The following is a 21,630-nucleotide window of genomic DNA, read 5'->3' on the forward strand; positions in this document are numbered from 1 at the left end:
CGCCTCGGCGAAGACCGGGAAGCGCGCGTACAGCCGGCGTCCCATGCCGAGCCGCTGGGATCCCTGGCCGGAGAACAGCACGGCCAGCGGGCCCTTGCGGGTCACACCGCGCGCCGCCTCGGCCGGCGGCCCGCCGTCGCCGCGGGCGAGCAGGACCGCGCGGTGTTCGAAGGCGGAGCGGGTCGTGGCGAGCGAGTAGCCGATGTCGAGCGGACCGGGCGCGCCGGCGGCGGCGGCGAAGGCGCGGATCCGGTCGAGCTGCGCGTCGAGCGCGAGCGCGCTTCTGGCCGAGACGGGCCACGGCACGGCCTCCGGCACCAGGTCGGGCGCCCGCCCGGGACCGTCCGGCGTGGCACCCCCGGTCTCCGCCGGTGGTGCCTGCTCGACGATCACATGCGCGTTGGTGCCGCTGATCCCGAACGACGACACCCCGGCCCGACGCACCCGTTCGCCCTCGGGCCACTCCACCGCCTTGGTCAGCAGCCGTACCTCACCCGCCGACCAGTCCACGTGCGAGGAGGGCGCGTCCACATGGAGGGTCTGCGGCAGCACACCGTTGCGGAGCGCCAGCACCATCTTCATCACGCCCGCGACACCGGCCGCGGCCTGGGTGTGCCCGATGTTCGACTTGACCGCGCCGAGCCAGAGCGGGCGCCGCGGATCGCGGTCCTGGCCGTAGGTGGCGAGCAGGGCACCCGCCTCGATCGGATCGCCCAGGGTGGTGCCCGTACCGTGCGCCTCGACGGCGTCCACATCGGCCGGGGAGAGTCCCGCGCCGGCCAGGGCCTGGCGGATGACGCGCTGCTGCGAAGGGCCGTTGGGCGCGCTCAGACCGTTGGACGCGCCGTCCTGGTTGACGGCGCTGCCGCGCAGCACCGCGAGCACCGGGTGCCCATGGCGCCGGGCGTCCGAGAGCCGCTCGACCACCAGCACGCCGGCGCCCTCGGACCAGGCGGTGCCGTCGGCCGCGTCGGAGAACGCCTTGCACCGGCCGTCGGCGGCGAGCCCGCCCTGGACGCTGAAGCCGGCGAAGCTCGCCGAGGTCGCCATCACCGTCACTCCGCCGGCCAGCGCCAGCGAGCACTCGCCGTTCCGTACGGCCTGCGCGGCGAGGTGGAGCGTCACCAGCGACGACGAGCACGCGGTGTCGAGCGTGACGGCGGGCCCTTCGAGTCCGAGGACGAAGGACAGTCTGCCCGACAGGACGCTCGCCGCGAGACCGTTGCTCGCGTAGCCGCCCATGTCGTCGCGCGAGGCCAGGACGAGATGGGCGTAGTCCTGGGCGTTGGTGCCGACGAACACACCGGTCCTGCTGCCGCGCAGCGAGGCCGGATCGATGCCCGTACGCTCGAACGCCTCCCACGACACCTCCAGCAGCAGCCGCTGCTGGGGATCCATGGCGAGCGCCTCACGCGGTGAGATCCCGAAGAACCCCGGATCGAACTCCGGCGCCTCGTGCAGGAAGCCGCCCTCCTGGGTGGCGCTGCGGCCCTCCCCGTCACCGGCGAGGGTCTCCAGGTCCCAGCCCCGGTCGGCGGGAAAGCCGGAGATCGCGCTGCGGCCCGCGGCGAGCAGTTCCCACAGATCCTCCGGGGATCGGACGCCGCCGGGGAACCTGCATCCCATTCCGACGATCGCCACCGGTTCGTGGCGGCCCGATTCGGCCTCCTGGAGCCGCCTGCGGGTCTGGTGCAGATCCGCCGTGACCCACTTCAGGTAATCGACGAGTTTCTTTTCGTCCGGCATGGTCCGTGAACCTTCCTCGGATGTTTCGCGTGCGAAGGGAGTGCGGCCCGGGCGGAGGGGCGGGCCGCGGGGCGTTCAGGACTCCGTCGAGCGGCCCAGTTCGTTGTCGATGAAGGCGAACACCTCGTCGGCGCTGGCGGCCTCGATCCGTTCGGTGAGCACGGGTCCGCCGTTCTCCTGGCCGGATCCGTCCCACCGCGCGAGCAACTGCCGCAGCCGTCCGGCGACGCCGTTCCTGGTGAGCTCGTCCAGCGCGCCCGCCGCGAGCGCCGCCTCCAGCCCGTCGAGCGCGGCCAGCGGCGAGGGGCTCCCGTCCGGCGCGGTGCCGCCCAGCAGCTCCGCCGCGAGATGCCGGGCGACGGCGGCCGGTGTCGGATGGTCGAACACGAGGGTGGAGGAGAGCCGTACCTCCGTGCGCGCGGTCAGCCGGGTGCGCAGTTCCACCGCCATCAGGGAGTCGAAGCCCAGCCCGCTGAAGTCCCGGTCGGCGGGGATCGCGTCCGGCGCGGTGTGTCCCAGGACGGCGGCGGTCTCGGCGCGTACCAGCTCGACCAGCCGCGCGTCCCGTTCCTCCTCCCCCAGCTCCGCCAGCCGCCGGGCGAGTCCGGTGGCATCGCCGCGCGCGGCGGCGGCCGTACGGCGGCGCCTGCGGAGCAGTCCGCGCAGAATCGCCGGGATCTCGGCCGTGGTGAGCGCCGCCCGCTCGCCCGCTCCCTCGGCGATCAGCACCGGGACGAGCAGTGCCTCGTCGCGGGCGATCGCGGTGTCGAACAGCGCGAGTCCCGTTTCCACCGGCAGCGGAGCCAGGTCCGAGCGGGCCATCCGGTCCAGGTCGGAGTCGCTCAGCGCACCGGTCATACCGCCGCCGTCCTGGGCCCATGGCCCCCAGGCCAGGGACACGGCGGGCAGCCCGAGGGCGGTACGGTGCAGGGCCAGCGCGTCCAGGAAGGTGTTGGCGGCGGCGTAGTTGCCCTGTCCCGGGCCGCCGGTGAGCCCGGCGACCGAGGAGTAGAGGACGAATCCGGCCAGTCCGAGCTCGCGGGTCGCCTCGTGCAGATGCCAGGCCGCGTCCGCCTTCGGACGCAGTATCCGGTCGATCAGCCCGGGTGTCAGTGACCCGACGGTGGCATCGCCGAGCACTCCGGCGGTGTGGACCACGGCGGTCAGCGGGTGTCCGGCCGGTACGTCCGCCAGCAGCGCGTCCAGCGCCGTACGGTCGGCGACATCGCAGGCGGCGACGGTCACCTCGGCTCCCTGGGCGGCCAGTTCGGCCCTGAGTTCCCCGGCGCCGGGTGCGTCGGGGCCGTGCCGGCTCACGAGCAGCAGATGTGCGACGCCGTGCGCGGCCACCAGATGCCGGGCCAGCGCGCCGCCGAGGGCGCCGGTGCCGCCGGTGATCAGGACCGTGCCGTCGCGGTTCCAGGACCGGATGCCGTGCTCGGCCGACGGGACAGGGCCCTGGGGCAGCCGTGACAGCCGGGCCACCCGGAGCTCGCTCCCCCGGACGGCCGCCTGGGTCTCTCCCGTGTCGAGCAGGGCGGGCAGCGCCGGCAGGACGGAGCGGAGCGCCGCGGTGTCGATGGTGTCGATGTCCCGGTGGTCCTCCAGGTCGAGCAGCAGGAAGGCGCCCGGGTGCTCCGACTGGGCGGAGCGGACCAGGCCCCAGACGGGGGCCGCGGCGAGGTCCCGTACCTCCTCCCCGGCGGCGGTGGCGACCGCGCCCCGGGTGAGGAACACCAGCCGTGAACCGGCGGTCCGCCGGTCGGCCGACCAGGTGCGCAGCAGATCCAGTACGGCGTCCAGGACGGCCCGCATCCGGACGGGCAGCGGATGATGACGATCCGTCAGATCGCTGATGGCCGGGGCCAGTACCAGCTCGGGCAGCGGTTCCTGGGAGTCGAGGAGCGCACGCAGCGATCCTGCCCGTACGAAGAGGTCGTCCGCCGCGGCCGGGGTGTCCCCCAGGAGCGCCCAGCGGCGGCCGGTGAGGGAGGCGGTCGTTGCCGGGACGGCCTGCGCGGGCACCCAGTCGAGGCCGAACAGCGGACCGGGGCGCCCCTCGCCGGACGCGGTCACGGTCGTCGGCCCGGCGTCGGGACGCAAGGTCAGCGAGCGCACCGAGAGCACCGGTGCGCCCTCCTCGTCGACCGCCGCCAGCTCCACGGTGTCCTGTCCGGTCGCGGTCAGCCGTACCCGCAGGGCCGTGGCGGCGCCCGCGTGCAGCGTCAGTCCCCGCCACTCGACCGGGACGGTCCCGCCGAAGGCGGCCGTGTCCTCGGCGCCCTCCGTGCCCAGCAGTCCCGCCGCCCGGACCGCGGCCGTCAGCAGCGCCGGGTGCATCGTGAACGTCCCGTGGGCAGGGGCCTCCTGCGCGAGGGCGACCTCGGCGAAGACCTCGCCGTCCCGGCGCCAGGCCGCCCGCGGGCCGGTCGCGCCGTCCGCCTCACCGGGCTCCGCCCCGTCCTCCGGATCCTGGTACCGGGACAGGTCCACGGGTACGGCCCCCGCCGGCGGCCACGGCCCGGCGCCGAACTCCCGGTCCGGTGCCCGGTGCCCGGCGGCCAGCACACCGCTCGCGTGCAGGGTCCACGGCAGAGCGGCGGCGGCCTCGGCACGCGCGTGCACGGTCAGCGGGCGGCGGCCCGTCCCGTCGGCCGCGGCCACCCGTACCTGGATCCGTACCGCGCCCTCCTCGGGCACGGCGAGCCCGGCGGCGACGGTCAGTGTCTCGACCGTGTCGCAGCCGGCCTCGTCGGCGGCCCGTACGGCCAGTTCGGCGAAGGCCGCGGCCGGCAGCGTGGCGCCGCCGCCCTTGTCCTGACGGTCCGTCAGCCATGGGTGGGTCCGGGCGGACAGCCGTCCGGTCAGCACCACCTCGTCGGAGCCGGCCACGGTCGTGGCCGCGCCCAGCAGCGGATGTTCCGCCGCCACCAGGCCCAGCCCGGAGGCGTCGCCCGGGACCACCGGCGCCGACGGCCAGTAGCGCTCGCGCTGGAAGGCGTACGTCGGCAGCTCCACCCGGCGCGCGCCCGTCCCCGCGAAGATCCCGGACCAGTCGGCCGGAGCGCCGTGCGCGTGCAGGTGGGCGAGCGCGGTGACCGCGGTCAGTTCCTCGGAGCGGTCCTTGCGCAGAACGGGCACCACGACCGCGCTGTCCGGCACGGACTCACGGGCCAGGGCACAGAGCACGCCGTCCGGGCCCAGTTCGAGGAAGGCACCCACGCCCCGCTCGGCCAGCGTCCGTACGCCGTCGGCGAAGCGGACGGTCTCGCGGACATGCCGTACCCAGTACTCGGGTGAGCGCAGTTCGTCCGGGGTGGCGAGCGTGCCGGTCACGTTCGACACCACCGGCACCGACGGCTCCGCGAAGGCCAGCTCCCGTGCGACCGCGCGGAACTCGTCCAGCATCGGGTCCATGAGCGGCGAGTGGAAGGCGTGGCTCACCGGGAGCCGCGCCGTTCTGCGTCCCTCGGCGGCGAGGCGTTCCGCCGTCCGCAGGACCCGGTCCTCGTCGCCCGAGAGCACCACCGAACGGGGTCCGTTGACCGCGGCGATCGACACTCCCCCGGTGAGCAGCGCGGCGGCCTCGTCCTCACTCGCCTCAACGGCGACCATGGCCCCGCCCATGGGCAGCGCGTCCATCAGCCGGGCCCTCGCCGCCACCAGACGGCAGGCGTCGGGCAGCCCGAGCACTCCGGCCACATGGGCGGCGGCCATCTCGCCGATCGAGTGGCCCGCCACGAAGTCCGGTGCGACGCCCCAGGACCGGACCAGCCGGAAGAGCGCCACCTCGACCGCGAACAGGGCGGGCTGGGTGACGGCGGTCCGGTTGAGCGCCTCGGCGTCGTCCCCCCAGATCACCTGGCGCAGCGGAAGCGTCCGGCCGGCGGACTCGGCGTCGAGATGGGCCAGTACGGAGTCCAGCGCGTCGGCGAAGACCGGGAACCGCTCGTACAGCTCACGTCCCATACCGAGCCGTTGGGAGCCCTGACCGGAGAAGAGCACCGCCGTGGGGCGCTCGGCCGCCGCCGCGCGGGCCACTTCGGTGACACCCTGGTCGGTCACCATCAGCACCGCCCGGTGCTCGAACACCGAGCGGCCCGTGGACAGCGAGAACCCGATGTCCGCCGCGGACAGTCCGGGGCGCTCAGCCGCGAACTCCCGCAGCCGCTCCACCTGTTCGCGCAGCGCCGACCCGCTCCTGGCCGAGACCGGCCACGGCACCGCGCCCGGGGCCGTGCCGGGGGCCGCGCCCGCGTCGGCCCGCGGGGCGGCCGTCCCGGTCCATGGGGCCTGTTCCAGCACCACATGCGCGTTGGTGCCGCTGATACCGAAGGACGAGACACCGGCGCGCCGTACACGATCGGTCCGAGGCCACTTTGTCGGCTCGGTCAGCAACTCCACCGCGCCGGAGGACCAGTTCACCCGGGTCGAGGGCTCCGTGACATGGAGCGTCCGCGGCAGCACACCGTTGCGGAGCGCCAGCACCATCTTCATCACACCCGCGACACCGGCCGCGGCCTGGGTGTGCCCGAGGTTGGACTTCACCGAGCCCAGCAGCAGCGGACGCTCCGGATCACGGTCACGCCCGTACGTCGCCAGCAACGCCTGCGCCTCGATCGGATCACCCAGCGTGGTGCCCGTACCGTGCGCCTCCACCACGTCCACATCGGCGGGCGAGAGACCACCGGCGGCGAGCGCCTGACGGATCACCCGCTGCTGGGAGGGACCGTTCGGGGCGGTCAGTCCGTTCGACGCGCCGTCCTGGTTGATCGCGGAACCGCGCACGACCGCCAGGACCTCATGTCCCTCGCGCCGCGCGTCCGAGAGCCGCTCGACAACGAGCACGCAGATGCCCTCCGACCAGCCGGTGCCGTCCGCCGAGTCGGAGAACGCCTTGCAGTGTCCGTCGGGCGCGAGACCGCCCTGCCGGGTGAACCCGGCGAAGCTCGTGGCGGTGGACATCACGGTGGCTCCGCCCACCAGCGCCATCGAGCACTCACCGCTCCGCAGCGCCTGGGCCGCCCAGTGGAGGGCGACCAGCGAGGAGGAGCAGGCGGTGTCCACGGTGACCGCGGGGCCCTCGAAGCCGAAGGTGTAGGAGAGCCTGCCGGAGATCACACTGGCCGCCAGGCCGGTACCCGCGTGGCCCTCCAGGTCCTCGCCCGCCCGGAGGACGAGATGGGCGTAGTCCTGACCGTTGGTGCCGACGAAGACACCGGTCCTGCTGCCGCGCAGCGAGGCCGGATCGATGCCCGTCCGCTCGAACGCCTCCCACGACACCTCCAGCAGCAGCCGCTGCTGGGGATCCATGGCGAGCGCCTCACGCGGTGAGATCCCGAAGAACCCCGGATCGAACTCCGGCGCCCCGTAGAGGAATCCGCCCATGCGGGTGGCGCTGCGGCCCTGGCCGTCGCCCGCGAGGACATCGAGGTTCCAGCCCCGGTCGGTGGGGAACCCCGCGATACCGTCACGGCCCTCGACGAGCAGCCGCCACAGCTCCTCCGGCGAGCGCACCCCGCCCGGGAACCGGCAGGCCATACCGACGATCACGATCGGGTCGTCGTGGACCGGGGTGGCCGCCGGGACGAGGGCGGCGCCGGACCGGTCGGCCGACCGCTCGCCGGCCGGTGCGCCGAGCAGTTCGGTGAGCAACTGGCCGGCGAGCGCGCGTGGAGTGGGATGGTCGAAGACGAGGCTGGCGGGGAGCGCGAGACCGGTCAGCTCGGTGAGCCGGTTGCTCAGCTCCACCGCGGTCAGTGAGTCGAAGCCGAGATCGCGGAAGGCCCTGTCGCCCTTGATCGCCTCGGCGTCGGTATGACCGAGCACCGCGGCGCAGTGATCACGGACGACACTCAGCAGCATCGCCGCGCGCTCGCCCTCCGGGGCTCCGCGCAGCCGCTCCCGCAGTCCGGATGCCGCAGACTCTCCCTCCGTCCGTGCTTTCCGGATGTCCGTCAATACCTGCTCGGCGGCGGGCAGTTCGGCGAGCAGCGGACTGGGACGCAGGCTCAGCAGCGCGGTCAGCGGCTCCGGCCGCTGGAGGTCGGCGAGGACAACGGTCGGCCGGGGCTCGGCCACCACCCGCAGCAGCGCGGAGACGGCCAGCTCGGGATCGAGGGCGCCGGAGGCCGGCCGGTGGCCCGGTCCGTCCGTACCGGTACGGGCGGTGCCCGCGCCGGCGGTCTGCCCGGCCATGCCCGCGCCGTCCCACGCGCCCCAGGCGATCGAGGTCGCCGGGAGTCCCAGCGCCCCGCGCCGCTCGGCCAGCGCGTCGAGCACCGCGTTCGCCGCCGCGTAGTTGGCCTGGCCGGGATTGCCCACCGAGCCCGCCACCGAGGAGAACAGCACGAACGCGGAAAGGCCGAGATCACGGGTCAGTTCGTCCAGCAGCAGGGCCGGGGCGACCTTGGCGCGGAAGACCGTCCCGAACCGCTCGGGCGTCAGTCCGGCCAGTACGCCGTCGTCCAGCACACCGGCCGTATGCACCACACCCGTCAGCGGGCACTCCGCCGGGATCGCCTTGAGCGCCCGTTCGAGTTGGTCCCGGTCGGCGACATCGCAGGCGGTGACGGTGGCCCGCGCGCCCAGGGCGGTCAGCTCCGCGAGCAGCTCGGTCGCGCCCGGCGCGGCGGGGCCCCGGCGGCTGAGCAGGACGAGATGCCGGGCGCCCTCGCTCGCCAGCCGACGGGCCACCCGCGCGCCGAGCGCGCCGGTACCGCCGGTGATGAGGACGGTGCCGGACGGCTCCCAGCGCTGCTCACCCTTGGCACCGGAACCGGCGGACTCGAAGGAACCGGCGGGGTCGGCGGACTCGGCGGCGGGCGCGGGCAGCATCCGCCGGCCGTAGACACCCGACGCACGGACCGCGAGCTGGTCCTCGTCGCCCGTGTCCGTCAGTACGGCGACGAAGCGGCGTACGGCGCGTTCGTCCAGCTCGTCGGGGAGATCGACGAGTCCGCCCCACCGGCGCGGATGTTCGAGGGCGACGACCCGGCCCAGACCCCAGACGGCGGCCTGCGCCGGACCGGACGGCCGCTCGGCGGGCACGGCCCGTACCGCGCCGCGTGTGACGGTCCACAGCGGGGCCGCGATACCGGTGTCCCCGAGCGCCTGGACCAGTGCGGCGGTGGCGAGCAGCCCGGCGGGCACGCCGGCCGCGTCGGCCGACTCGTCGAGCGCGAGCAGGGACACCACGCCCGCGACGCTCCCGCGCTCCGGTACGGCGGCGGCGAGCCGCGCGGCCAGCGCGGCACGGTCGGCGGCGCGGGTCCCGTCGATGCCCTCGGCGTGCTCGGCGTCTGCGGCACCTCCGGCCGCGCTGATGTCCACTCGTACCGCCGCCGGGCCCAGACCGCTGATCAGCGAGTTCACCCAGGCGCCGGCGCCGGCGGCCGACGGGGCGAGGACCAGCCAGGTGCCGGAGAGGGGGGCGGCGGAGGCGGTGCTGAGCGTCAGCGGCTGCCAGGCCTCGCGGTAGCGCCAGGAGTCGACGGTCGACCGATGCCTGCGCCGGGTGCGCCACGAGGAGAGGGCGGGGAGCACGGCGCCGAGCGACCCGCCGTCCACGTCGAGGCGCGCGGCCAGGGACTCCAGGTCCTCCCGCTCCACGGCCGCCCAGAACTCCGCGTCTACCGGATCCGTACCGTACGCCGGCTCCGCGCCGGCCACCTCGGGCCAGAACCGCTCCCGGTCGAAGGCGTACGTCGGCAGATCCACCCGCCCGGCGCCCGTTCCCGCGAAGAACACCGACCAGTCCACGGAGGCACCGGCCACATGGAGCCGCGCCATCGCCGTGAGCAGCGCGGCTCGCTCACCGTGGCCCTTGCGCAGAGCCGGGGCCACCACGGCGTCGGCGGGCAGGGACTCACGGGCGGACGCGGACAGTACGGCGTCCGGGCCCAACTCCAGGAAGCAGGTGGCCCCTTGACCCGCGAGGGCACGGACGCCGTCGGCGAAGCGCACCGGCTCACGGACATGCCGTACCCAGTGGTCGGCGGAGCACAGCTCGTCGGCCGAGGTGAGGCGGCCGGTCAGCTGGGACACCACGGGGATGGACGGCTCCCGGTAGGTCAGCCCTTCGGCGACCGCGCGGAACTCCTCCAGCATGGGGTCCATCAGCGGCGAGTGGAACGCGTGCGAGACGCGGAGGCGGGTGGTCCTGCGGCCCTGGTCCGCCGACCGGGCGGCCAGCTCCAGCACGGCGTCCTCCGCGCCGGAGATCACCACGGAGGTCGGACCGTTGACGGCCGCGATGGAGACACGGTCGGAGAGATACGGAACGACCTCGTCCTCGGTGGCCTGGACGGCGACCATCGCGCCACCGGCCGGCAGCGCCTGCATCAACGAGGCACGGGCCGCCACCAGACGACAGGCGTCCTCCAACGAGAACACACCCGCCACATGAGCCGCGGCAATCTCACCGACCGAATGCCCCGCGACGAAGTCGGGCCTGACGCCCCACGACTCCACCAACCGGAACAACGCCACCTCGACCGCGAACAACGCAGGCTGCGCGAAACCCGTCGCATCAAGACGACCGGCGTCCTCGCCCCAGATCACATCCCTCAGCGACTCACCCAACTGATCGTCCAGCAAAGCCAGTACGGAATCCAGCGCCTCCGCGAACACCGGGAACCGCCCGTACAGCTCACGCCCCATACCGAGCCGCTGCGAACCCTGACCCGAGAACAGCACCGCGGTCGACCGCTCGGTGCCCAGGCCCCGGGCGATCTCGGTGACGCCGGTGTCCGTCGCCAGCAGGATGGCGCGATGCTCGAAGAGCGACCGGCCCGTCGCCAGCGAGTACCCGATGTCCAGGGCGGCCCCCGGCACCTCCGCGGCGGGCTCCGCGGTGGACTTCTCGGGAGACTGCCCCGCGAGGTGCTCCCCCGCGAGGGCCTTGATCCGGGCGAGCTGACCCTCCAGCGCCGTCTCGCTCCTGGCCGATACGAGCCAGGGAACGCCACCCGACGCCATGCCCGACGCGGACCGTACGGACCGTACGGCCGCCTCGGCCGGCGCCGGGTCCGCCTGTTCAAGGACCACATGGGCGTTCGTGCCGCTGATGCCGAAGGACGAGACACCGGCCCGGCGGGCCCGCCCGGTCTCCGGCCAGGGAGTGGTGTCGGCCAGCAGTTCCACGGCCCCGGCCGACCAGTCGACATGCGTCGACGGCTCGGTGAGATGAAGGGTGCGCGGCAGCGTGCCATGGCGCAGCGCCATCACCATCTTCACCAGCCCGGCGGCGCCCGCGGCGGCCTGGGTGTGACCGATGTTGGACTTGACCGAGCCGAGCAGCAGCGGCCGGCCCGTGTCGCGGTCCTGGCCGTAGGTGGCCAGCAGTGCCTGTGCCTCGATCGGGTCGCCGAGCGGTGTCCCGGTGCCGTGCGCCTCCACCGCGTCCACCTCGGCGGGCGAGAGACCGGAGTTGGCGAGCGCCTGCCGGATCACCCGCTGCTGCGCGGGACCGTTCGGCGCGGTCAGTCCGTTCGAGGCGCCGTCCTGGTTGACCGCGCTGCCCCGGACGACCGCGAGCACCCTGTGTCCGTTGCGCCGCGCGTCGGACAGCCGCTCCAGGACCAGCACGGCCGCTCCCTCGGACCAGCCGGTGCCGTCGGCCGAGTCGGAGAACGCCTTGCACCGGCCGTCGCCCGCCAGCCCGCCCATCCGGGAGAAGCCGGCGAAGTTCGCGGCGGTGGTCATCACCGTCACGCCGCCCGCGAGGGCGAGGGAGCACTCGCCGCCGCGCAGGGCCTGGGAGGCGAGATGCAGCGAGACGAGCGACGACGAGCAGGCCGTGTCGACGGACATCGCCGGGCCTTCGAGCCCGAGCGCGTACGCCAGCCGCCCGGAGACGACACTGACCGCGAGGCCCGTGGTCGCGTGGCCCGCCATGTCGTCCTTGGAGCGCATGACGAGACCGGCGTAGTCCTGGCCGCTCACTCCGACGAAGACACCGGTACGGCTGCCGCGCAGGGTCGCCGGGTCGATTCCGGCGCGTTCCGCCGCCTCCCAGGAGACTTCGAGGAGTACGCGCTGCTGCGGATCCATCGCCAGCGCCTCGCGCGGCGAGATTCCGAAGAACCCGGCGTCGAAGTCGGCGACGTTCCGCAGGAATCCGCCCTGTCCCTCGGCGGTCCCGATGGTCGGATCGCTCTGCCAGCCGCGGTCGGTGGGAAAGCCGGAGATGGCGTCCTCGCCGGAGAGGACCAGCTCCCAGAGTTCCTCGGGCGATTCGACACCGCCGGGGAAGCGGCAGCTCATTCCCACGATGGCGATCGGATCGTCGGTGGTGGCCACGCCGTCGGCGGACTCGCGCGCGGTGACGGCGGCGAGACCGCCCATGGTGTCGTCCGCGCCCACCAGTTCGTCCAGCAGATGGGCGGCGAGCCGTGCGGGCGTGGGGTAGTCGAAGATCAGGGTGGCGGGCAGGGACAGTCCGGTGGCGGCCGAGAGTCGGTTGCGCAGTTCGACGGCCGTCAGCGAGTCGAAGCCGAGCTGCCGGAACTCCCGTTCCAGGGCGATGGCCTCGGACGAGGAGTGCGCGAGGACCACGGCGGCCTCGGTACGGACGAGATCCGTGAGCAGCCGGGGCCGTTCGTTCTCGCGCAGCGCGGCCAGCCGCTCGACCAGGCCCGCCCGGGACACGCTCGCGGCGCCGCTCCTCGCGGCGCGGCGACCGGTCCGTACCAGCCCGCGCAGCAGGGCCGGGACACCGGCCGCCGAGGGGATCGTGCCGCCGCCGATGCCGAGCGGTACCACCAGGGCCCCGTCGCTCGCGGTGGCCGCGTCGAAGAGGGCGAGCCCGCGCTCGACGGAGAGCAGCGGCATCCCCGCGCCGCCGACCCGGCGTACGTCGTGGTCCTCCAGTGTGCTGGTCATGCCCACGCTCTGTTCCCAGGCGCCCCAGGCGAGGGAGAGACCGGGCAGACCCAGGCCGCGCCGATGGGCGGCGAGCGCGTCCAGGAAGGTGTTGCCGCCCGCGTAGTTGGCCTGTCCGGGACTGCCCATGACACCGGCCGTGGAGGAGTAGAGCACGAACGCGGCGAGATCCAGTTCACGGGTCAGTTCGTGCAGATGCCAGGCCGCGTCCACCTTGGGCCGCAGTACGGCGTCCAGCCGCTCGGGCGTCAGCGAGCCGACGGTCCCGTCGTCCAGCACGCCCGCCGTATGGATCACGGCCGTCAGCGGATACTCCGGCGGAACCGACGCCAGCAGTTCCGCCAGCGCCTCCCGGTCCGCCACATCACACGCGACGACCGTCACCTCGGCGCCCAGGGTCCGCAGTTCGGCGGCCAACTCGTGCGCGCCAGGGGCTTCCAGACCTCGTCGGCTGGTCAGAAGCAGATTCCGCACACCGCGTTCGACAACCACATGGCGTGCCAGCACACCGCCCAGACCGCCGGTACCACCGGTGATCAGCACCGTACCGTGGGCATCCCACACAGGCGGCATCGACAGCACGATCTTGCCCACATGCCGGGCCAGACTCATAAAGCGGAACGCATCCCGGGCCCGACGCACATCCCAGGAACGAACCGGCAACGGCTCCAGCACACCACGCTCGAACAACTCGTTCAGCGCCACCAGCATCCGCTGGATGTCCTCCGGATCCACCCAGCCGAGATCGAACGCCTGATAATCCACCCCGGCAGGAAGATCGGCCACGTCACGAACATCCGTCTTGCCCATCTCCAGGAACCGGCCACCCGGACCCAGCAACCGCAACGACGCATCCACGAACTCACCGGCCAGGGAATTCAGTACGACATCGATCCCCTCACCATCGGTGACCCGGGCGAAGGCCGCCTCGAAGTCAGTCGTCCGCGAGGAAGCGATGTGGTCCTCCGCCACCCCCAGCGAACGCAGCACACCCCACTTGCCCTCACTCGCCGTCGCGAAGACCTCCGCACCAAGATGACGCGCAACCTGAACCGCCGCCATCCCCACACCACCGGCACCCGCATGAACCAGCACCCTCTCACCACGACCCAGACCACCCAAACCGACCAACGCGTGATACGCCGTCAGAAACACCAACGGCACCGAAGCCGCCGTCTCCCACGACCACCCCACGGGTACGGGAATCACCCGGCGCTCGTCGCCGACCACATGGGTGCCGAAGCCGCCGAAGAGCATGCCCATGACCCGGTCGCCGACCTGGAGACCGGTCACATCCGGCCCGACCTCGACCACCACTCCCGCCGCCTCGGAGCCGAACAGCCCCGCGTCGCCGGGATACATGCCCAGCGCGTTGAGGACATCGCGGAAGTTGACACCGGCCGCACGGACCTCGATACGTACGTCCCGTCCCGTCAGCGGCTCCGGCACCCCGGGGAGCGGTGCCAGTGTCAGACCGTCCAGACTTCCCTTCGCCCTGCTGTCCAGTCGCCAGGGCACACCCACCGGTGGCACCAGACCCGGACCGGAGTCCAGCCGCGCGAGCCGGCCGACGCGTGGCGTGCCCGCGCGGACCACTGCCTGAGGTTCGTCGGCGCCGGAGAGCGCGGCGGGCAGCGCCGGAAGGGCCTCCGCCGACTCCGCCGAGGCGTCCAGGTCCACCAGCAGGAACCGGCCCGGGTTCTCCGCCTGCGCGGAGCGCACCAGTCCCCAGACCGGGGCGGCGGCGACATCCGTGACGCCCTGGACACCGTCCTCGACGGCGCCTCGGGTGACGAAGACCAGCCGGGAGCCGGCGAAGCGTTCCTCGGCCGGCCACCGCTGGATCAACTCCAGTACGTGGCGGGAGAGTTCATGAGCCGACTCGGCGCTCCGCGTACTGTCGCCCTTGAGCGGGACGATTACGGTCCCCGGCAGGCCCTCCTCGTCACGGCCGGACGCGTCCGTCTCCGCGAGGAGTTCGGCGAGTGTGCGCACCGGGGCGCGCAGCCGGGCCGCGCCCGTCGAGGCGAGTGCGCCGGTCAGCCCCAGTTCGTCCGTGCCGAGCACCACCCAGTCGGTCTCCTGGGCCGGGCTCTCCGGGGTCAGCGGCACCCAGTCGACGCGGAAGAGGGAGTTGGCCTCGTCCCGCCGGACCTCGCCGACCGACGAGGGCCCCGCGGCCCTGAGCACCAGCGACTCCACCGAGATCACCGGTTCGCCCTGGACATCGACCGCCGCCAGCCGCACCGCGTCCTGGCCGTTGGGTGTCACACGGACCCGCAGGGCCGACGCGCCCGAGGCGTGCAGCGAGACCCCGTTCCACGCGAACGGCAGCAGGCTTCTGTCGTCACCGTCCGCGCCGGCGAAGACCGTACTGTGCAGAACCGAGTCGAAGAGCGCCGGATGAACTCCGTACGTGTCCGCGTCGGCGACCTCCCGCGGCAGCGCGACCTCGGCGAAGATCTCCTCGCCCCGGCGCCAGACCGCGCGCAGTCCGCGGAAGACGGGCCCGTACTCCAGGCCGTTGCCCGCGTACCGGTCGTAGATGCCTTCGACATCGACCACCGTGGCGCCCCTGGGCGGCCATACGGTCGCGTCGAAACCGAGCACCCGCTCGCCGCCGCCGATCCGTCCGGAGGCGTGGAGTGTCCACTCGTCGTCGGGCGCGTCGGCGGGACGGCTGTGGAAGCGCAGCTCCCTGCGGCCGTCGTCGTCGGCACCGCCGATGGCGATCTGCACCTGGACGGCGCCGGTGCGGGGCAGGATCAGCGGGGCGGCCAGCATCAGATCGTCGACGCGGTCGCAGCCGGCCTGGTCGGCGGCGCGGATGGCCAGTTCGAGAAAGCCGGTGCCGGGGAAGAACACCATGCCGCCCACGACATGGTCTGCCAGCCACGGATGGGTGGCCAGTGAGAGCGTTCCGGTCAGCAGGAGTTCGTCGGAGCCCGCGACGGACATGGCCGCGCCGAGCAGCGGATGGTTCGCCGAGGTGAGACCAAGACCGGCCGCGTCGGCGGGCCGATAGGTCACCTGGGGCCAGAACCGCTCGCGCTGGAAGGCGTACGTCGGCAGATCCACCGGCCTGGCGCGGGTGCCCGCGAAGAAGGCGGGCCACTCCACCCGTACGCCGTGCACATGGAGCCGGGCCAGCGCGGTGACGGCCGAGGTCTCCTCGGGCCGGTCCTTGCGGAGCACCGGTACGACCACCGCACCCTCCGGCACCGACTCCTGCACCATCCCCGCCAGCACACCGTCCGGACCCAACTCCACAAACGTACGAACACCCTGCTCACCCAGCATCCGCACACCGTCCGCGAAACGCACCGCCTCCCGCACATGCCGAACCCAGTACCCCACCGAACACAACTCACCGGCGGACGCCAGCCCACCCGTCAGATTCGACACCACCGCCACCGACGGCTCCGCGAACGCCAACCCCTCCACGACCGCCCGGAACTCCCCCAGCATCGGATCCATCAGCGGCGAATGAAACGCATGCGACACCCGAAGACGACTCGACTTACGACCCAAGGCCTCCAGTTGGGCCGCCACCTCCAGGACCGCGCCCTCCGCGCCGGAAATCACCACGGACCGAGGCCCGTTGACGGCCGCGATCGACACCCGCTCGGTGAGCAGCGGACGAATCTCCTCCTCGGTGGCCCGCACGGCGACCATCGCACCGCCCGCCGGCAACGCCTGCATCAACGCTCCACGAGCGGCCACCAGACGACAGGCGTCCTCCAGCGAGAACACCCCCGCCACATGAGCAGCCGCGATCTCACCAATCGAATGCCCCGCAACGAAGTCCGGCCGCACACCCCACGACTCCACCAACCGGAACAACGCCACCTCAACCGCGAACAACGCAGGCTGCGCACAGCCCGTCGCGTTCAACGCCTCGGCATCCTCACCCCAGACCACCCCCCGAAGCGACCGACCACCCAGCTCACGACCCAACTCCCCGTCCAACAAACCCAGTACCGAGTCGAACGCCTCCGCGAACACCGGGAACCGCCCGTACAACTCACGCCCCATACCCAGCCGCTGCGAACCCTGACCCGAGAACAGCACCGCCGTCCTGCCGTGTCCCGCCACCGTGCCTTCGACGGCGCCCGGTGCCGTGCCGCTCTCCAGCCAGGTCCTCAGCGCGTCGCGTCCGGCGCCGCCGTCCTCGTCCGTGACGACGGCGAGGCGGTGCTCCAGATTCGCCCTGGTCGTCGCGAGGGAGAGCGCCACGTCCGCCGGGCGCGGGCCCGGTTCGTGCTCCAGCCGGTCGAGCAGCAGGGCCGCCTGGTCGCGGAGCGCTTCTGGTGTCCGGCCCGATATCACCCACGGCAGCGCCGCCGCCCGCCGCTCGGGAGCGGCGGTCTCCGGCCCGGGTGCGGCCGGTGCCTGCTCGATGATCACATGCGCGTTGGTGCCGCTCACTCCGAACGACGAGACGCCCGTACGGCGTGGCCGGTCGGCCCGCGGCCAGGCGCGTGCCTCGGTGAGCAGTTCGACGTTGCCCGCCGACCAGTCGACATGCGACGACGGTTGGTCCGCGTGCAAGGTCCGCGGCAGCACTCCGTGCCGCATCGCCATCACCATCTTGATCACGCCCGCGACGCCCGAAGCCGCCTGCGTGTGCCCGATGTTGGACTTGACCGAGCCGAGGAACAGCGGGTGCTCGCGGTCCTGTCCGTAGCTCGCGAGCAGGCTCTGTGCCTCGATGGGATCGCCCAGCGGAGTTCCGGTGCCGTGGGCCTCCACGGCGTCCACCTCGGCGGGCGTCAGCCCCGCGTTGGCCAGTGCCTGCCCGATCACCCGTTGCTGCGAGGGGCCGTTGGGCGCGGTGAAGCCGTTGGAGGCGCCGTCCTGGTTGACGGCGGAGCCTCGTACGACCGCGAGGACCGGATGTCCCTCACGCTGGGCGTCGGACAGGCGCTCCAGCATCAGGACGCCGGCGCCCTCCGCCCATCCGGTGCCGTCGGCCGAGTCGGAGAACGCCTTGCACCGGCCGTCCCGCGCCAGTCCGCCCTGCCTGCTGAACTCGACCAGCGAGCCGGGCGTGGACATCACATTGACACCGCCCGCGAGCGCGAGCGAGCACTCGCCGTTGCGCAGGGACTGGACGGCGAGATGGAGGGCGACCAGCGAGGAGGAGCAGGCGGTGTCGACCGTGATCGCGGGGCCCTCCAGGCCGAGCGTGTACGAGAGCCGTCCCGACACGGCACTGGCGGCGATACCGGTGCCGACATCACCGGTCGCGTCGTCCAGTGACCTCACCAGGAGATAGGCGTAGTCCTGGCCGTTGGTGCCGATGAAGGCACCGGTGCGGCTGCCGCGCAGCCGGGTGGCGTCGATGCCCGAGCGCTCGACGGCCTCCCAGGCGGTCTCCAGCAGCAGCCGCTGCTGGGGATCCATGGTGACCGCCTCGCGCGGTGAGATACCGAAGAAGCCGGGATCGAAGTCGGCGACGCGGCTCAGGAACCCGCCGCGCTGGCTGACGGAGGTGTCCCGGGCGTCGGTGGAGCTGTCGCGCAGCGCGTCCAGATCCCAGCCCCGGTCGGTGGGAAACGGTGAGATGGCGTCGGTGCCGGAGGCGACCAGGTCCCAGAGCCCTTCGGGCGAGTGGACCTCGCCGGGGAACCGGCAGGCCATTCCCACGATCGCGATCGGTTCCCTGGCGGCGGCGACGAACATCCTGTTCTGCCGCCGCAGCCGCTCCGCCTCCTTCATCGCCGCGCGCAGTGCTTCCACCACGCCGCCGGTGGCGGCGCCGTTGGTCGAAGGGCTGTTGGTGGAAGGGCTGTTGGTGGAAGGGCTGTTGGTGTGGGCGTTCTCGGTGGGGGCGTTCATGGTCTGCTCCATCGCTCCGTCGTCGCGCTACAGGTCGGACTGGCCGTTGAGCGCGGCCCGCACCAGGTCTGCCACGGCCATCGAGTCGATGGCCTCGCCGGATTCCTCGTTCTCCGCCGGGGCTCCGCCGTCCCGTCCGGCGAGCTGGAGCAGCGGCTCCAGTACGCCGATGTCACGCAGCCGGGCGAGAGGCACGGAGGCGAGCAGGGCCCGGATCTCCGCTTCCTCCGGGTCCGCCCCGCTGCCGGGTCCTTCGTCGGGGACGAGTCGCCGCAGCACGTGCTCGCCGAGGGCCGTGGGCGTGGGATGGTCGAAGACGAGCGTCGCGGACAGGCTCAGACCGGTGACCGCGTTGAGCTGGTTGCGCAGTTCGACGGCGCCCAGCGAGTCGACGCCGAGATCGCGGAAGGACCGCTCGGGACCGACGGCGTCCGTGTCCGGGTGGCCCAGTACGTGCGCGGCGCGGGTGCGGACGAGTTCCACCACCGTTTCGAGACGGCGGTGCGCGTCCAGTCCCGCCAGCCGCTCCCGCAGGCCGCCTTCGACCGCGCTGTCGGCCGGACCGGCCGTCTGCGCGGCCACCTTCTCCCGGTAGCCCGGGAGTTCGCGCAGCAGGGCGCTCGGCCGGCCCGCCCCGAAGGCGGCCACGAAGCGCTCCAGGGCGACTTCGGCGACGACCGCCGTCGGTTCGGCCTCCATGACCAGACGCAGCAGGACCTCGCAGGCCTGTTCCGGGTCCATCGCGCCGATCCCGGCGCGCCGCGCGGCCTCGTCGGCACCGGCGCCCTCCGCCATTCCGCCGCCGCCCCAGGCTCCCCAGGCGATCGAGGTCGCCGGGAGATCCTGAGCCCGGCGCCGCTCGGCGAGTGCGTCGAGGACGGCGTTGGCCGCCGCGTAGTTGGCCTGGCCGGGATTGCCCACGGCGGAGGAGGCGGAGGAGAACAGCACGAACGCCGTGAGGTCCAGCTCCCGGGTCAGCTCGTCGAGCAGCAGGGCGGAGGTGACCTTGGCGCGGAAGACCGGCGCGAACCGCTCCGGGGTGAGCCGGTCGAGGACGCCGTCGTCCAGGACTCCGGCCGTGTGCACCACACCGGTCAGCGGATGTTCGGCGGGGATGCCGGCGAGAACGGCGGCCAGCCGGTCCCGGTCGGCGGCGTCGCACGCGGTGAGGGTGACACGGGCGCCGTACCCTTCGAGTTCGGTCCGCAGCGCGCCCGCGCCCGGCGCCTCGGCGCCGCGCCTGCTGAGCAGGACGAGATGCCGGACACCGTCCCGGGCGAGCCTGCGGGCGACATGGGCGCCGAGGGCGCCGGTGCCTCCGGTGATCAGTACGGTGCCGTCCGGGTTCCAGGCCCTGGCCGGCCGCCTGCCGGGCGCCCGTACCAGCCGCCGGGCGAGGACGGCGGAGGCCCGTACGGCGACCTGGTCCTCGCCGTCGAGTCCGGCCAGCACACCGGTGAGCCCGGCGGACGTCCGCTCGTCCAGAGCCTCGGGCAGATCGATCAGACCGCCCCAACGCTCCGGGTACTCCAGCGCGGCGACCCGGCCCAGGCCCCAGACGGCGGCCTGGAGCGGACGGCGCGGCTCCTCCGTACGGCGCACGGAGACCGCGCTCCGGGTGAGGCACCACAGCGGTGCGCCGATCCCGGCGTCGCCCAGGGCCTGGAGCAGTACGGCGGTGAGGGCGGCGCCCTCGGGCACCCCGTCCACCGGGGAGTCCCGCAGGGCCAGGAGCGACACGACACCGGCGAAGGGTGCGCCGTCCGCGTGGGCGCCCTCGCCCAGTGCCCGGAGACGTGCGGCGAGCGCCGCACGGTCCGGGGCGGTGACCGGGAGCCGTACGACCGGGGTGCCCAGCGCGTCGAGCGCCGTGGACACCCAGGGGTCCTCGGTCAGTTCGCCGGGGATTACGGCGAGCCAGGTGCCCGTCAGCGGTTTGCGCCGGGTGAGGGCGGAGCCGCCCGTGGGCCGCCAGACGACACGGTGCCGCCTGCCCTCCACGACCGACTCGTCGTCGCGCTGCCTGCGCCAGTCCAGCAGCGCGGGAAGCACCCTGGACAGCGCGTCCCCCTCGATGTCCAGGACGGACTCCAGCGAGGCGAAGTCCTCCCGCTCCACCGCGTCCCAGAACGCGCGGTCCGCGGACTCCCCGGTGTCCTCCCCCGGCGCCGTCCCGGTGGCGCCGGCCGGGGCGTCGGGCCAGAACCGGTCGTGCTGGAAGGCGTACGTCGGCAGATCCACCCAGCGGGCTCCGGTGTCCGCGAAGAACGCCGGCCAGAGCGGGCCCGCACCGTGGACATGCAGCCGGGCGAGCGCGGTGACCAGGGTCGTCTCCTCGTCCCTGCCCTTGCGCAGCAGCGGTACGGCGACGGCGGCGGGCGGCGCCGACTCCTGGGCCAGGGCGGCGAGGACGCCGTCCGGGCCGAGCTCCAGGAAGGCGGTCACTCCGCGCTCCGCCATCGCCGTGACGCCGTCGGCGAACCGTACGGCCTCGCGGACATGCCGTACCCAGTACTCCGCCGAGCACAGTTCCTCGGCCGTGGCCAGGGCGCCGGTCAGATTGGACACCACCGGGATACGCGGTGCCCGGAAGGCCAGCCGCCGGGCCACGGCACGGAAGCCGTCCAGCATCGGGTCCATCAGCGGCGAGTGGAACGCGTGCGAGACCCGCAGCCGGCTGGTCTTGCGGCCACGCCTCTCCAGCTCGGCCGCCACCTCCAGCGCCACGTCCTCCTCGCCCGAGATCACCACGGACGCCGGGCCGTTGACGGCGGCGATCGAGACCCGGCCGCAGAGCAGCGGAGTGATCTCGTCCTCGGTGGCCTGTACGGCGAACATCGCGCCGCCGGCCGGCAGCGCCCGCATCAGCCTCGCGCGGGCCGCGACCAGCGTGACCGCGTCCTCCAGCGTGAGCACGCCCGCCACATGGGCGGCGGCGATCTCGCCGATGGAGTGCCCGGCCACCAGGTCCGGCGTCAGGCCCCAGGACCCGACCAGCCGGAACAGTGCCACCTCGATCGCGAACAGCGCGGGCTGGGCTGCGCCGGTGTCGTCGAGCGCGGCGGCGTCCGTGCCCCAGATCACCTCCCGCAACGGGCGTTCCGACTCGGCGTCCAGCAGGGCCAGTACGGTGTCGAGCGCCTCGGCGAAGACCGGGAA

General features: G+C 73.4%; 3 protein-coding genes. All 3 read right to left on the minus strand.

Features of this window, described 5'->3' with window-relative positions:
* A partial coding sequence (locus tag BFF77_RS00015) for a type I polyketide synthase (protein ID WP_141698317.1) occupies positions 1 to 1,746 on the minus strand: 1,746 nt, incomplete at its 3' end.
* Positions 1,747 to 1,821: 75 nt separating this feature from the next.
* A complete protein-coding gene (locus BFF77_RS00020) occupies positions 1,822 to 18,471 on the minus strand; it encodes a type I polyketide synthase (protein WP_079124678.1) in 16,650 nt (5,549 codons plus the stop codon).
* Positions 18,472 to 18,498: 27 nt separating this feature from the next.
* Positions 18,499 to 21,630 (minus strand): SDR family NAD(P)-dependent oxidoreductase (locus BFF77_RS00025; RefSeq protein ID WP_141698318.1); only part of this gene is annotated, 3,132 nt, incomplete at its 5' end.

The organism is Streptomyces lushanensis (assembly GCF_001700515.1).
GTDB classification, from domain to species: Bacteria; Actinomycetota; Actinomycetes; order Streptomycetales; family Streptomycetaceae; genus Streptomyces; species Streptomyces lushanensis.